The organism is Burkholderia sp. Bp8991 (genome assembly GCF_003853795.1).
Lineage (GTDB): Bacteria > Pseudomonadota > Gammaproteobacteria > Burkholderiales > Burkholderiaceae > Burkholderia.
Genome location: NZ_QTQJ01000025.1, coordinates 92,840 through 106,166, shown reverse-complemented (window position 1 = coordinate 106,166; position 13,327 = coordinate 92,840). Strand labels below are relative to the sequence as shown.

The 13,327-nt window shown below is 65.0% G+C and carries 12 protein-coding genes and 1 tRNA gene; 5 read left to right on the top strand and 8 right to left on the bottom strand.

Going from position 1 to position 13,327, the window contains the following annotated elements:
* Positions 1–536: 536 nt before the first annotated feature.
* Entirely contained in the window at positions 537–1,070 is a 534-nt protein-coding gene (locus DIE02_RS25575) for a cytochrome b (protein ID WP_124486767.1), read from the bottom strand.
* Positions 1,067–2,155, bottom strand: a complete 1,089-nt coding sequence (locus tag DIE02_RS25570; protein WP_124486768.1) for a catalase family peroxidase — start codon at positions 2,153–2,155, stop codon at positions 1,067–1,069. The genes DIE02_RS25575 and DIE02_RS25570 overlap by 4 nt, the downstream gene beginning before the upstream one ends.
* A 159-nt stretch (positions 2,156–2,314) precedes the next feature.
* On the opposite strand from DIE02_RS25570, the gene DIE02_RS25565 reads away from it, so the two are divergent.
* Positions 2,315–2,833, top strand: coding sequence for a sigma-70 family RNA polymerase sigma factor (locus DIE02_RS25565; protein ID WP_124486769.1), 519 nt, complete (start codon positions 2,315–2,317; stop codon positions 2,831–2,833).
* Complete coding sequence (locus DIE02_RS25560) at positions 2,830–3,591, top strand: anti-sigma factor (RefSeq protein WP_124486770.1); 762 nt, start codon at positions 2,830–2,832, stop codon at positions 3,589–3,591. Before DIE02_RS25565 ends, DIE02_RS25560 begins: the two co-directional genes overlap by 4 nt.
* Before the next feature lie 1,092 nt (positions 3,592–4,683).
* On the opposite strand, the gene DIE02_RS25555 is transcribed toward DIE02_RS25560, so the two are convergent.
* The 4 genes from DIE02_RS25555 to DIE02_RS25540 form a co-directional block, all read right to left on the bottom strand.
* Complete coding sequence (locus tag DIE02_RS25555) at positions 4,684–5,022, bottom strand: EamA family transporter (RefSeq protein ID WP_124486771.1); 339 nt, start codon at positions 5,020–5,022, stop codon at positions 4,684–4,686.
* A complete protein-coding gene (locus DIE02_RS25550) occupies positions 5,019–5,807 on the bottom strand; it encodes a bifunctional 2-polyprenyl-6-hydroxyphenol methylase/3-demethylubiquinol 3-O-methyltransferase UbiG (RefSeq protein ID WP_124486772.1) in 789 nt (262 codons plus the stop codon). Before DIE02_RS25550 ends, DIE02_RS25555 begins: the two co-directional genes overlap by 4 nt.
* Positions 5,808–5,878: 71 nt before the next feature.
* On the bottom strand, positions 5,879–7,387 hold the full coding sequence (locus tag DIE02_RS25545) for a hypothetical protein (protein ID WP_260427323.1): 1,509 nt from the start codon (positions 7,385–7,387) through the stop codon (positions 5,879–5,881).
* Positions 7,388–7,525: 138 nt separating this feature from the next.
* The gene (locus DIE02_RS25540) at positions 7,526–8,461 is read right to left on the bottom strand and encodes a glycosyltransferase family 2 protein (protein WP_044845175.1); all 936 of its coding nucleotides are present in this window, start codon (positions 8,459–8,461) and stop codon (positions 7,526–7,528) included.
* 356 nt (positions 8,462–8,817) lie between these two features.
* Here DIE02_RS25540 and DIE02_RS25535 point away from each other — a divergent pair.
* Positions 8,818–8,894: transfer RNA gene (locus tag DIE02_RS25535), tRNA-Val, on the top strand.
* A gap of 236 nt (positions 8,895–9,130) precedes the next feature.
* On the opposite strand, the gene DIE02_RS25530 is transcribed toward DIE02_RS25535, so the two are convergent.
* Positions 9,131–10,012 carry a sigma-70 family RNA polymerase sigma factor gene (locus tag DIE02_RS25530; protein ID WP_124486774.1) on the bottom strand — a complete coding sequence of 294 codons (882 nt, stop codon included), beginning with the start codon at positions 10,010–10,012 and terminating at the stop codon, positions 9,131–9,133.
* Positions 10,012–10,488 carry a carboxymuconolactone decarboxylase family protein gene (locus DIE02_RS25525; RefSeq protein WP_124486775.1) on the bottom strand — a complete coding sequence of 159 codons (477 nt, stop codon included), beginning with the start codon at positions 10,486–10,488 and terminating at the stop codon, positions 10,012–10,014. Before DIE02_RS25525 ends, DIE02_RS25530 begins: the two co-directional genes overlap by 1 nt.
* Before the next feature lie 586 nt (positions 10,489–11,074).
* Here DIE02_RS25525 and egtB point away from each other — a divergent pair.
* Together egtB and egtD are read left to right on the top strand one after the other, a co-directional pair.
* On the top strand, positions 11,075–12,322 hold the full coding sequence (egtB, locus tag DIE02_RS25520) for an ergothioneine biosynthesis protein EgtB (RefSeq protein ID WP_124486776.1): 1,248 nt from the start codon (positions 11,075–11,077) through the stop codon (positions 12,320–12,322).
* Entirely contained in the window at positions 12,306–13,319 is a 1,014-nt protein-coding gene (gene egtD, locus DIE02_RS25515; RefSeq protein WP_124486777.1) for an L-histidine N(alpha)-methyltransferase, read from the top strand. Before egtB ends, egtD begins: the two co-directional genes overlap by 17 nt.
* Positions 13,320–13,327: the final 8 nt, after the last annotated feature.

The following is a 13,327-nucleotide window of genomic DNA, read 5'->3' as shown; positions in this document are numbered from 1 at the left end:
TCACTCAAAGCTGACAGGAATATGAATCACTTCATAAACCTGACTTACTTTAGTGTGAGACTCTTGATACTTTCGCTATCTGATCCGAAGATCAGCTCGCTTCCATCAAGCGCCCACACTTATCGGCTGTTAATTTTTAAAGAGCATTTCTGCGAGAAACTTCGTGTTTCTCAGCAGCGCTGCGTTTTCAGCAGCAGAGAAGCGAGATTATCAACCGTTTTTTAAAACTCGTCAACAACTTTTTTAACTACTTCGTTGCGACGACTGCGGTTTAATTTCGTATGCACTGGAGTCGATAAAACCGACTTCAACAGCACCGCTTCCCTTCTTTCCCCCGCGCTGCGTTTCCGTTAGCGCGAAAGAGGCGTGATTCTAAGCACCTGCCCCGGTCTCCGCAACCCCTTTTGTGAAATATTTTTGACGTGCAGTGCCGAGGACCGGTGAGCCTCCCCATTGGTCATATATAAGCGGCACGGCAAGAGCAGCCTCGGTCGCCCGTGAACCGCCCCGCCGCAGCGAACTCAACCTTCCGTCGATTACCGCCCAACCATCGCCCGCACCACGCCGTCCCGTCGAATCAGTCCGTGATACAGCGCCGCCGCGAAGTGCGCGAGGAACGTCAAGAAGAACAGATAGGCCAGCACGCGATGCGCGACCCGGAGCCAGGCGAACGCAACCGGATCAGCCGCAACGATCGCCGGCAGCTGCACGCCGCCGCCCAAGGTCACCGGATACCCGCCAGCCGACAGCATCGCCCACCCGATCAGCGGCATCGCCAGCATCAGCGCATACAGCACCAGATGCGACCCATGCGCGGCAACCTTCTGCCACCAAGGCAAATCCTCAGGCAACGCCGGCGGCTTCGACGAAAGCCGCACGACGATTCGCACACACACCAGCACCAGCACGGCGATCCCCAGCGGCTTGTGCAACGCCACCAGGAAATCGTGCCGCCCGGAAACCGACGCCACCATCCCCACCCCGATGAACAGCATCGCGAGGATCATCGCGGCCATCACCCAATGCAGCAGCCTCGCCGGCAAGCCAAACGTCGTAGCAGCCTTCATCATCGTCCCTCCGCACTCAATCGCGCCGCGCCAGCCACGCCGGCCTCTTCACTCGTCCTGCGCAGATACGAATCCGCATAAGCCGCCGACCGCGCCGCCAGCAACGGATCCCCCGACACCTGAATCCCCTGCGGCAGCACCGTCGGGTCGTAATTCACGTCCCGGCACGGCCCGCTGTCCTGCGGCTCCACGCGATCGAGCACGAGCGTGCCCGCGTCGATCGTCATCCGCTGCGCAGGCCAGGTCTTCGTCGCGTCGTCCACCGGGTCGCCGGGTTCCGCCAGCGTGACGAGCAGCTTCCACTTCTGCGCGCCGTCCGCGATGCGCCGCGTCAGGTCCTGCTGCAGCACGTTCGGATCCGCGGCCGTCGCGACGTCCCCGGCGCCCGCCGTCTGCTCCGGCACGACGCGCCATCGCACCGCCTGGCGCTTGCCGGCCGCGTCGACGAAGTAGAACGCGTTCAGCCCGTAATAGCTTTCGGTGACGTAGCTCGCGCTCGGCTTCGCACCCTTCACCCAGGCGCGGAACGCGGCTGTCTCCGGATGCGCGCCGAAAAACGCCTTCACCTTCGCCGGATCGGGCTTGCCCGTCGCCGGATCCGGCCGGGTCGCCAGCAGCTGCGCGTAGAACGCCTTCGGCGTCGCCACCGGAAACACCGGCATCGCGTTCATCCCGGTCCGCCATTGCTGGCCGTCCGGTGCGGTGAGCTTCAGCGCGAGACTGCGGATCGGCACGCTGCTGTCGGGCGCATACGGATTCCCGCCCGGCAGCGCAAAGCGGCCGACCACCGGCGTGCGCACCGCCTTGAAGAACGGCGCGACCGAATATGCGCTCGCGGCGCCGTTACCTTCGAAGTAACCGGTCACGCACACGCCCTTCGCGTGATTGCGCCGGAAACCCGGATGCTCGCCGCCGGCCGTCTGCAGCGCGTCGACGAGCCGGTGCGGGGTCAGACGCGCCGGCGCGAGCCAGCCGCCGACATACCCGAACGCCACGGCCACGCCGGCCACCGCGCCGCCGATCACGGCCCAGCGCCACCATCCGCGCCCAGGCTCGCGCGGCGGTGAAGAAGAGGATGATTGCTTCATGGATGCACTCCCGATCGTCAGATCATTGTCGAACGCGTGTAGGACGCCACCCGCGCCGCTTTATTCCATGAAGAAATTTTTCGTATGCTGACGGAATAAGCGGCGCCGACCGGCGTCCTACGCGGCATCTCCACGCTTATCGGCTCGCGCCCCCCGGCCATGCCCTCAAACGCCCCCGACGACGACGCATTACGCGAACTCATCCCCAGGCTGCGACGCTTCGCGCTCTGGCTGGCACGTGATGTCCACGCGGCCGACGATCTCGTCCAGTCGACGCTCGAGCGTGCGCTGTCGCGCTGGGCGAGCCGCCGCGACGACGCGTCGCTGCGCAGCTGGCTCTTCACGATCCTTTACCGGCAGTTTCTCGACGGCAAACGCAGCGCGAAGCGCTATGCGTGGCTGCTCGGCCGCATTCGCGACGACGACGAGGCGCACTGGCCGTCCGCCGAACGCGAGGTGGCCGCGCGCGCGACGCTCGAAGCGTTCAGCCGTTTGTCCGACGAGCAGCGCAGCCTGCTGCTGCTCGTCGCGGTCGAGGGCTTCACGTACCGGGAAGTCGCCGACCTGCTCGACGTGCCGATCGGCACCGTGATGTCGCGACTCTCCCGCGCCCGCCAGGCGCTGCGCCAGCTCAGCGACGGCGAGCTTCCCGCTCCTTCTCTCCGTTTGATGAAATGAATACGCTCCGTCCCGACGAACACGATCTCCAGGCCTATGTCGACGGCCAGCTCGACGACGATGCACGCGCCGCGGTCGAGCGATATCTCGCGCTGCATCCGGAGAGCGCGGAACAGGTGAAGCACTGGCAGCAGGATGCGCAGCGGTTGCGGGCCGCGCTCGAAGGCGTGCGGATGCCCGGCGAGAATCCTGCGCTGGATCCGGCGGCGATTCGTGCGAAGCGTGCGGAGCGCTCGCGGGTGCGGTTCGCGATGGCGGCGTCGTTCGTGTTCTGTATCGGGCTCGGGACGTTTGGCGGGTGGCAGGCGCGTGGGTGGAACGCGGCGCCGCCGATTGCGCCGATGAGCGATGCGGTCGAGGCTTACCGGATGATGGTGGTCGATCAGGCCGCGAAGGTGGATTTCCGGCCGACGGGTGCGAAGGATTTGCAAACTTGGCTCACCCGGCGCGTGGGGGCATCGGCCAGGCTGCCGGATTTGAGTGCGGCGGGGTTCCGGCCGGTTGGCGGGCGGTTGTTTACGACGGATAGTGGGGCCACGGCCGCGATGGTGCTCTATGAGGACGACGCCGGGCGGACGCTGAGCTTCTATCTCCGGCCCGCGGAATCGAAACATCGGCTGCTGCCGGCCGGGCAACGCGTGGATGGGTCGTTGCTGGCGCGGTATGGGTCGGTGAATGGGCTCAACTTCGCGGTGGTCGGGCCTGTGGATAGTCTTGGTGAGCACGCGGTCGTGAGGGCGCTCGATCAGCAGATTTGAGCTGGACGATACGCTGTCCGTTGGTGGCCGTTGTGCGCTGACTGCGGTCCGTCCGATGCGGTTCGACAAGCCTGAAAGCACGCACGTTCACCGTTCGGGGCCACAGCGTTTAAATTCGCTTTCGTGGTGGTTGTCCACACCGCGAACCTCGTCGCGGTGCGTTCCCGGATGGGTAGACCCTCTTCGGTTCCGACGTCACAGGGTTTGGCGTCTTCTGGACGCAGGATATCCGCATCGGCCCCAGCGGCTCGGCATGCCGTCTCTGGTTGAATCACTCACCTTCGGCCCGCACAGCATTTCGAGTGTCTTTGGGTCGCGATATCCACATCGCCCTCGCCGAGCTGGTACACAGGATTTCGATTCGGCCGCTCACGGGTTGTTCGCATGCGCGTGAGCGCTTCGAATCAATGTGTTCCCGAGGGGGGCACACAGCGTTCCTGATTGTTTTGCGTGCCGGTTGTCCACACGCGACAATCGGGCGCCACGGCCGCACGGACTCCAGCGTCGTGTCGTCCGTCATGTCGTACGACGGTGGCGTGGTCGTCATAACGGACCTTGTGCAGCCGCATCGGTCATGAGCACCCACGACGCAGCCAGCAATATCGATCACCAGCATCTCATTGACGGGAGCCTTCATCGATCGCCGGGATCGAACTTCACGTTGAATCGCTCGCCCTTGAACCGACAACGATCCCGAACCCCGGCGATTCTACAGATACGAGCGTTCGAGCTGGTCGCCGGCTTCGGCTTCGCTTGATCCATCCACCGCACGAGTGCATATCCCGCCCGGATCACAGTCGGCGGACTGTGCTTATCCAAAGGTGTTAACAGAGTTCGTATATATACGTAGTGATAGTTAACAAGCCCGCAGCCTCACAGTGGATAACTTCCGTAACGCCCTGAATTTTCAGCATGAAGTGGAATGCATAACCACAGGCGATGCACAGGAAAATCGCTGTGCATCACAGAACAACTTTCCGTCGATTCACAGTCGCGTCGACATATCCTCAATCGTTCCACTGTGAATCCAGAGGCTTGCCGGACGGTTATCCATAGCGCGCTGTGGATAAGTTGCAGCGCCAGTCCGCCCCGCTATCGAACCATGGCGATCAGATACAGCCCGCCGAGGATCATCGCGACGCCTCCCCATTGCGCATACGACACACGCTCGCCGAAGAACACGATTCCGGCCAGAAAGACGAGCACGAACGTAAGCGCGGTAAACGGATACACGACGGTGAGCCCGGTCTTGCTCAAAGCGAAGATCCAGAGCACCGTGCCTGCGCCGTAGCAGAGCAACCCCAGCGCGACCCACGCATTGATGAATTCAGTCAATGCATGGCGGCCGTCGGCACCGATCTTGAACGCGACCTGGCCGGTTGCCGCGAGGAACACGCCGGCCAGAATGAGCACGTAGACGGACAGTTTCACCGGTGTTCCTCGTGGCGCTTCAATTGGTTGGCGACCATCCGGCTCTTCAGCATGGCGATGCCGGTTTTCACGCGCACCGGCAGCCAGCGCAGCAGCAACTTGCGCGCCTTGTAGCCGGGCGGCGACACGTCCGGTATGCCCGAACGGCTGTCGACGCGGTGTTGTCCGATCGCGTCCGGCAGCCACTCCGCTTCGTCGGCGGCAGCGAAAAAGAGCAGGTTGTAGCGGTACCACGGCTCGATGCGCATGTCCGTGGCGATCATCGGCCGGACGAAATCGAACAGCTGGTAGCCGTGGCGCGCGAACAGGTCGCGCCAGAATTCGTAGCGCTGTTCGTTGATGTGGTTCTCGCCGCCCTGGCCAGGCACGGCGGCGGAAAACAGCACGCGCTTGCCGTGCCGGACGAGATTGTCGACGAGTGCCTCGCTGGATGCCTTTGGCACGTGCTCGCCGACTTCGAGGCACTGGACGAGATCGAACGATCGCCCGAGATCGAAGCGCTTCGAAATATCGGCCGGTACGAAATCGGCGGGGTCGACCATCAGCATCGAACGATCGACATAGTCGCCGTCGATGCCGGTGATGTCCTGCACGCCGAGCTGGCGATGCACGCTGAGCCATGCTCCGGCACCGCAACCGACGTCGAGGATACTTGCAGGCTTCAGCAGCGCGTTGACGCCGGGCAGCACGCCATGCGCCGACCGCGCCGATCCCTCGCGCTGGTATCGGTAGAAGATCTCGTCATACGAGCGCGGCGTATCGTCCGCGATGAATCCAGGTGACATTGCAATCTCCCGATGGCGCGATCGGTGCACGACGTGGCGCGACGCATCGCACCGCACGCGACGCAGTGCAATCAATCGCCCCGACAAGCCTGCTTCTCGTACACCGACCATTCGCCCGCCGTCTTCACGCGCACGACGCGACAGTCCGGATTGGCGAAAAACGTGTCCGGCAGCGGTGTCTCGGCGCGAACGAAGAAATACCGGTACAGGCGCCCTTGGTGCCGCTGCCAGTCGAAGTGCCGGTACAGCGGCAGCGGCGAGACGTCGGACGGCCCGACACCGGGCAGCCGGTCGAGCCGAAAGCGGACGATCTGCGGCGGGAACCGCGCGGCATTGAAATCGACGAATCCGCGGTGCTCGGCCTGATACCAGAGCGCGAAGTTCTCGTAGGCATACGGGTTGCCGGCACCCGGGCTCGTCCTGTCGACGATGATCGCAAGGCCGCGCTGTGCGGGTTCGATCGCGTTGGCAACCACGTCGAAATCAGCGCTCTCGTCGGCGAAGCGCAGCGCGCGGACACCTTGCTGAACGATGAAACCGGCGCAGACCACGGCAAGGAGCAACTGCGTCATCAGCGCGAGTTGCGGCATTCGTCGGCCGGGTTCCATCGGTGCGGGCGCGCGGAACATCAGCGCATAAAACGGAAACAGGAACAGCGCAAAGCGCGGATACAGGAAAAACGTGTTGATCGCGAACAGCGGCACGGTAAACCAGACGATGGTCACGATGATCGCCGGTACATACGCGGCGACCTGCCGGTTCGGTATCGATGCCATCAGGAACGGTGCGGCAGCGATCAGCAGGAATGCCAGCAGCGAACGGCTGTCGCCGGCGACACCCCACGGATAGAGCACGGCCGCGAACACGCGCACGACCGGGCTGATCCCCCACATCACGGTAAACGGATACATCGGCGTCAGATCGACGTCACGATGCAACGCCGCGTACAGCACGGTGACGGAGGCGAGGATCGCATACGGCCACGAGGCGAGCAGCACGCGCGGCAACATGCTGGTCGTGCGCAGGCGCACGAGCAGGAACAGCACGCCGATCGCGTTCGCGAATACGAAGAGTAGTCCGTGCGAGAAAAACAGCGCGAGATTCACGAGCACTAGCACTGCGCCGCGGCGGGCTGTCGGCCGCCCGGCATAGTCGAGCGCGAGCGCCAGGAAAATCATCGCGACCGGTACGGCGACGAGGTACGAGTAGAAACCGAACTCGTACGCGAAGCCGAAGAATCCGGGCACGCACAGCCAGTCGAGGCGCGGGTCCGTACCGAGACGCCGGCGCAGCGCGAGGTACGCGGCGACGAAACCATAGAACGACAGGGTCAGCATGACCTTGAACGCAGCCGCGACGGGCATCACGAACGAAAGCAGCGCTGCCGCGCCATAGCCGAGCAGGTAGGGCGTAAACAGATTGATCCGCAGCAATGGCGCCCATGGCGACTGGCCGCGCAGCATGTCGCGCAGCGTGGCGACCTGCGCCGCATGCTGCGGAAGATCGACCATCGGCGGGTGCGGCGCGAGCCAGAACAGCAGGCCGGCGGCGGCGACCGTCGCAACGAACAATGCGCGCAACGTGCGATCGGCTGTGCGATATGGCCACGCACGCGGCAAGCGGCCGCTTACCGTGCTGTCATCCATTGCACGAGCCCCCGCGTGAGAGACCGCCGCCGGCCTGGCACCGGGTCGTTGCGCGACAGGACCGATGGCCCGTCATAGCGTCTTCTCGACGATGAAGCGCGGGCGTTGCTTCGTCTCCGAATAGATCTTCGCGACATAGCCGCCGATTACGCCGAGGAACAGCAACTGCAGGCCGCCGAGAAAGTACATCGGGATCACGGTGGACGCCCACCCGGGCACCGAACGGTCGGTGAACAGCCGGATCGACAGCGCCCAGATGCCGAACACGGTCGAGGCCAGCGCGAGCAGCGCGCCAACGTACGCGCTCCATTGCAGCGGCTTCGTCGAAAACGACGCGACACCGTCCGACGCGAGCAGGATCATCCTCGCCAATGGGTACTTGCTTTCGCCGGCGAAGCGCGGCTGCCGGTCGTACCGGACGATCGCGGTACGGAAGCCCAGCAACGGCACGATGCCGCGCAGGAACAGGTTGACCTCGCGGAAGCCGCGCAATTCTTCGATCGCCCGGCGGCTCATCAGGCGGAAGTCCGCGTGATCCGGCAAGATGTCGACGCCGAAGCGGCGCAGCAGCCGGTAGTAGCCGCGCGCGCTGACGCGCTTGAAGAAGCCGTCGCTGTCACGACGCTGCCGCACGCCGAATACGATCTCGGCGCCGGACTGGTATTCGCGCAGCATGCGCGGAATCGCGTCGAGGTCGTCCTGGAGATCGGCGTCGAGACTGATCAGCACGTCGCCGTTGACTCTCATGAGCCCGGCAAGCAATGCGTTCTGGTGCCCGTGGTTGCGCGACAGCTTGAGGCCGTGGATACGTGGATCAGCGGCATGGAAGCCTTCGATGAGGGACCAGGTCCGGTCGTGCGAACCGTCGTCGACGAAGGTCACGCCGCTCGCGCCGTCAATGATGCCGTCGCGGGTAAGCTGATCAAGCAGGATCGTGAGCCGGCGTACGGTTTCCGGCAACACGGCTTCTTCGTTGAAGCAGGGAATTACCAGATTGAGCGCGACCATACCCACCCCGATATCGTTACGCGTGCGTTGCGGTCTGCCGTCGTCACGAGGTGCTACTGGTTCATGCAAGGTGGCGCGCGGATCGTGCATCGCGCGCGCCTGTTCCCCGTGACCGGATCGGGCCGGTTCCTGCTCTTGATTGTCGTTCGCAACCCCCGGCCCCGGATTCGCGACGAATCCATTATGACGGAACGTACCCGGGCCCGGTGAGACGTCGCAGTGAGGATGAACCCGGATGCGATTGCGGTCTGCGCTCGAGCGCCGGACGATCCCCCAACGCATCCTCCCCGATTCAAAAAATTTTCACGAAGGGGCTTGCGCACCTCCAAAACCCTCTCTATAATTCGCGGCTTCTTAGGCTCGTAGCTCAGTTGGTTAGAGCACCACCTTGACATGGTGGGGGTCGTTGGTTCGAATCCAATCGAGCCTACCAACGAACAAAATGAAGGGGTCTGGCAGCTCGCATTGCCTACAGGCAATCCGGCTCGCCAACATACAAACGCCACGCGGCAACATCGCGTGGCGTTTTTCTTTTTGCGGCCGAAACTTCGCATGCGCGTGCCGATGCAGCGTGTGCGATCCACGCGCAACAAGCAGCCGGCAGCCGGCAGCCGGCAAAGCAGAACGCAGAGCAGGGGAAGCGGGCGCAAAGCGCCCATCCGCCACCCCTCAATGCAGATGCCTCAACTTGTCAGGATTCCGCACGACATAGATCGCGACGACCTTCCCGCCCTCGATCTCGAGAGCCGTCGTCTGCAGCTCGCCATCCGCTTCCAGTGTGACGAACCCCGGCAGCCCGTTGACGAACCCCGCGCGCACGAGCTTCGACGCATGCGTGGCGAACAGCTCGGCGAGGTACGCGTGCACCTTCATCACGCGCTCGAAGCCGAACACCGGCTTGCCCGCGGCCGTGCGCTTGCCGCCGCCGTCCGAATGCAGGCTCACGTCCTCGGCGAGCATCGCGCCGAGCGCGCGCATGTCGCCGCTGCGCGACGCCGCGAAAAACGCCTCGGCCAGCTCGATCCCGCGCTGCTTCTCGACATGAAACCTCGGCCGCGCCTCGCGCACATGCGTGCGCGCCCGCGCGGCGAGCTGTCGGCAAGCGGCCGGGTCGCGCTGGATCGTCGTCGCGATCTCGTCGAACGCGAGGCCGAACACGTCGTGCAGCAGGAACGCCGCACGTTCGAGCGGCGACAACCGTTCGAGCGCGAGCATCAGCGGCAGCGTGACGTCCTCCTGTTCATCTTCCTCGACGACCGGCTCGGGCAGCCACGGGCCGATGTAGGTCTCGCGCTGGTGCCGCGCGGACTTGAGCTGGTCGAGGCACATGCGCATCACCATGCGGCGCAGGAACGCCTCGGGCACGCGCACCTCGGTGCGATCGACGTCCATCCAGCGGATGAACGCCTCCTGCACCATGTCCTCGGCGTCCGCGACGGAACCGAGCATCCGGTACGCGACGCGCATCAGCGTCCGACGCAGCGGGTCGAAGCTCGCCGCTGCGTCGGCCCGGTCTGCGGCGCTGCCGGCGGCCGGATCGAGGTGGGTCATCACGCCACCATCTTCGCGGCGGCGGCCTTCGCGTCGGCCGGATCGATCCACAGCCCGAAGCCGACGGCCAGCCGGTTCCAGCCGTTGATCACGTTGATCATCACCGTGAGTTTCACCTGTTCCTCCTGGCTGAAGTGGTCGTTCAGCACCGCATACGCGGCCTCGTGCGCGCCATGGCCTTCTGAAAGCCGCGTGAGCGCGTCGGTCCAGCCGAGCGCCGCGCGTTCGCGGTCGGTGTAGCAGGGCGCTTCACGCCAGGCGGCCAGCAGGTTGATGCGCTGCTCGGTCTCGCCTTGCTCGCGCGCCTCGACGGTGTGCATGTTAAGGCAGTTCGCGCACGCGTTGATTTGCGACGCGCGGATCTTGACCAACTCGATCAGTGTCGGCTCGAGGCTCCCGGCAGCGGCGACCGAGACGGCCATCCAGTTCTTCATCAATGCGGGCGCGGCGGCAAACGGATTGAGTTTCGCAGTCATGGTTCCTTCTCCTTTCGTGTGGGTTCCGGCGATATGACGAGCGAGCCCTGCGCCCCTGTGACATCGACGCAAAAAAATTTTCAAAAACGGGGAAGCGCGCGGAGGGCAGAGCGGTTGAACGGCGGTGTCGAGGTCCGCGACACCGCCGCGCGGACCCGTGCCGATTTCGATTCCATGGCGCCGCTCGCGTGGCGAACCCGTGTCATCCGTTCTTTCATGACGCCGGTGTGGATGTCATGAGGCGTCGGCATGGCGAACCCGCGGGCATGCACATTGCGTTCACCCTCCGAGCCCCCCTCATGACGGGCATCGACGGTTCGTCACGCCGCCGCTCCGCGCATGGTCGATGCTTTCATTTTTCTTTCGCGCTCGTTTCACCCGAAATCCGATTCGCGACGTTCACATTTCTGGCCCATACTGTTCTGCACGGGTAGATGAAGTCACGCCGCACCAGCGGCCCGGCTCGCGCGCCGGCTGCCCGACGACGCAGCAATGAAGGTCGCACGTCAGCCGCGCGCATCCCAGCGCAAGGCTTTCCTTTTTCCGGCAACGCAACGCAGCGAATCGCGACGTGAACGGTAAACCGATGAGCCTCCTTGCATCCCAGCTTCAGCGCCGTTACCAGGACGTGCGCGCCCATAGCATCGCGTTGACCGCGACGCTGTCCGCCGAAGACCAGGCCGTGCAGTCGATGCCCGACGCGAGTCCCGTGAAATGGCATCTCGCGCATACGACCTGGTTCTTCGAAACCGTCGTACTGATGCGCCGCGTGCGCGGCTACGCGCCGTTCGACGACGCGTTCCAGTTCCTCTTCAATTCCTATTACGAAGCGCTCGGCCCGCGCCATCCGCGGCCGCAGCGCGGGCTGCTCACGCGTCCGTCGCTCGATGAGGTGCACGCGTACCGGCGGTACGTCGACGATGCGATGCTGCGCGCGCTCGACGGTGCCGATCCGGCGTTGCTCGCCACGATCGCGCCCGAGATCGAGCTCGGCCTGCATCACGAACAGCAGCATCAGGAACTGATCGTCACGGACATGCTGCATGCGTTCTCGTGCAACCCGCTCAAGCCCGCGTTCCGGCCGCGCAGCGGCGCCAATGCTCACGCCGGGCACGCCGGGCCCGCCGCCCTGGCCGCGGGCGATGCCGGCCCGTTGCGCTGGCTGCATCAGCCGGGCGGGCTCGTCGAGATCGGCCACGATGGCGCCGCGTTCTCGTTCGACAACGAACGGCCGCGCCATACGGCGCTCGTGCGTCCGTGCGAGATCGCGAACCGTCTCGTGACGAACGCCGAATTCGCGGCCTTCATCGCGGACGGCGGCTATGCACGCCCCGAATACTGGCTGTCCGACGGCTGGGCGACGGTGCAGCGGGAAGGGTGGCAAGGGCCCGCGTACTGGATTCCCGGCGACGACGGTGATCCGGCAGCCGCACACGCCTGGCGCGCGTTCGGCCTGCACGGCGTCGAGCCGCTCGCGCCCGATGCGCCCGTGTGTCACGTGAGCTTCTACGAGGCGGCGGCGTATGCGGAATGGGCCGGCGCACGCCTGCCGACGGAATTCGAATGGGAGGCCGCGTTCGGCGCGGATGGCATCGCGCAGATGCTCGGGCACGTATGGCAGTGGACGCGTTCGTCCTACGAGCCGTATCCGGGCTTTCGGCCGCTCGCAGGCGTCGCCGCGGAATACAACGGCAAGTTCATGGTCGGCCAGCAAGTCCTGCGCGGCAGCAGCATCGCGACCCCGCCGGGGCACGAACGGCCGACGTACCGCAATTTCTTTCCGCCGGCCGCGCGCTGGCAATTCACGGGAGTGCGACTTGCGCGAGACGTCTGATCTGACGGCCACGAGCGGTGGCCTGCAACCCGCCCGCGATGCGCGGCCCAGCGCGTTCGAGCGCGACCTGATCGACGGGCTGTCGCGCACGCCGCGCAGCATTCCGCCGAAATACTTCTACGATGCGGCCGGCTCCGCGCTGTTCGATCGCATCTGCGAACTGCCGGAGTATTACCCGACGCGGACCGAACTCGGGATCCTGCGCGATCGCGCGGCCGAGATCGTGCGGCGCGTCGGCCCGCATGCGGACATCGTCGAATTCGGCGCGGGCTCGCTCGAGAAGATCCGCGTGCTGCTCGACGCGTGCGCGGACAACTACGCGAACGCGCCGGCGCGCTACGTGCCGATCGACATCTCGGCCGACTACCTGCACGGCGCGGCCACGCGGCTGCGTGCCGCGTATCCGTGGCTCGACGTCGCGCCGCTCGCGGCCGACTACACGAAGGCCGAGCAGCTGGCCGAGCTGACCGGCACGCCACGCCGGCGCATCGGCTTCTTTCCCGGCTCGACGATCGGCAACTTCTCGCCGGAGGAAGCCGATACGTTCCTGCGCGACGCCGCGCGGCTGTTGCGCGGCGGCGGCCTGCTGGTCGGTGCGGATCTCGTGAAGGACGAACGCACGCTGCATCACGCGTACAACGACGCGCAGGGCGTGACCGCCCAGTTCAACCTGAACCTGCTCGCCCGCGCGAACGCGGAGCTCGGCGCGGATTTCGATCTCGACGCGTTCTCGCATTGCGCGTTCTACGACCGTGAGCTGCAGCGCATCGAGATGCATCTCGTCAGCGATATCGCGCAGACGGTGCACGTGCGCGGCCACGCGTTCCGCTTCGAGGCCGGCGAACGCATCCACACGGAGAACTCGTACAAGTTCACGATCGACGGCTTCCAGGCGATCGCGCGGCGTGCGGGCTTCGAGCCCGACACCGTGTGGACCGACGCGGACCAGCTGTTCAGCGTGCACTGGCTGCGCAGCGTCGACGATATCCGCGCGTAACGTCGTCG

What these genes read in the sequence shown, in the direction of transcription:
- DIE02_RS25530 (WP_124486774.1), bottom strand. Translation starts at nt 10,012, where the DNA reads ATGACCCACCTCGATCCGGCCGCCGGCAGCGCCGCAGACCGGGCCGAC.
- DIE02_RS25575 (WP_124486767.1), bottom strand. Translation starts at nt 1,070, where the DNA reads ATGATGAAGGCTGCTACGACGTTTGGCTTGCCGGCGAGGCTGCTGCAT.
- egtB (WP_124486776.1), top strand. Translation starts at nt 11,075, where the DNA reads ATGAGCCTCCTTGCATCCCAGCTTCAGCGCCGTTACCAGGACGTGCGC.
- DIE02_RS25570 (WP_124486768.1), bottom strand. Translation starts at nt 2,155, where the DNA reads ATGAAGCAATCATCCTCTTCTTCACCGCCGCGCGAGCCTGGGCGCGGA.
- DIE02_RS25550 (WP_124486772.1), bottom strand. Translation starts at nt 5,807, where the DNA reads ATGTCACCTGGATTCATCGCGGACGATACGCCGCGCTCGTATGACGAG.
- DIE02_RS25525 (WP_124486775.1), bottom strand. Translation starts at nt 10,488, where the DNA reads ATGACTGCGAAACTCAATCCGTTTGCCGCCGCGCCCGCATTGATGAAG.
- DIE02_RS25540 (WP_044845175.1), bottom strand. Translation starts at nt 8,461, where the DNA reads ATGGTCGCGCTCAATCTGGTAATTCCCTGCTTCAACGAAGAAGCCGTG.
- DIE02_RS25560 (WP_124486770.1), top strand. Translation starts at nt 2,830, where the DNA reads ATGAATACGCTCCGTCCCGACGAACACGATCTCCAGGCCTATGTCGAC.
- DIE02_RS25565 (WP_124486769.1), top strand. Translation starts at nt 2,315, where the DNA reads ATGCCCTCAAACGCCCCCGACGACGACGCATTACGCGAACTCATCCCC.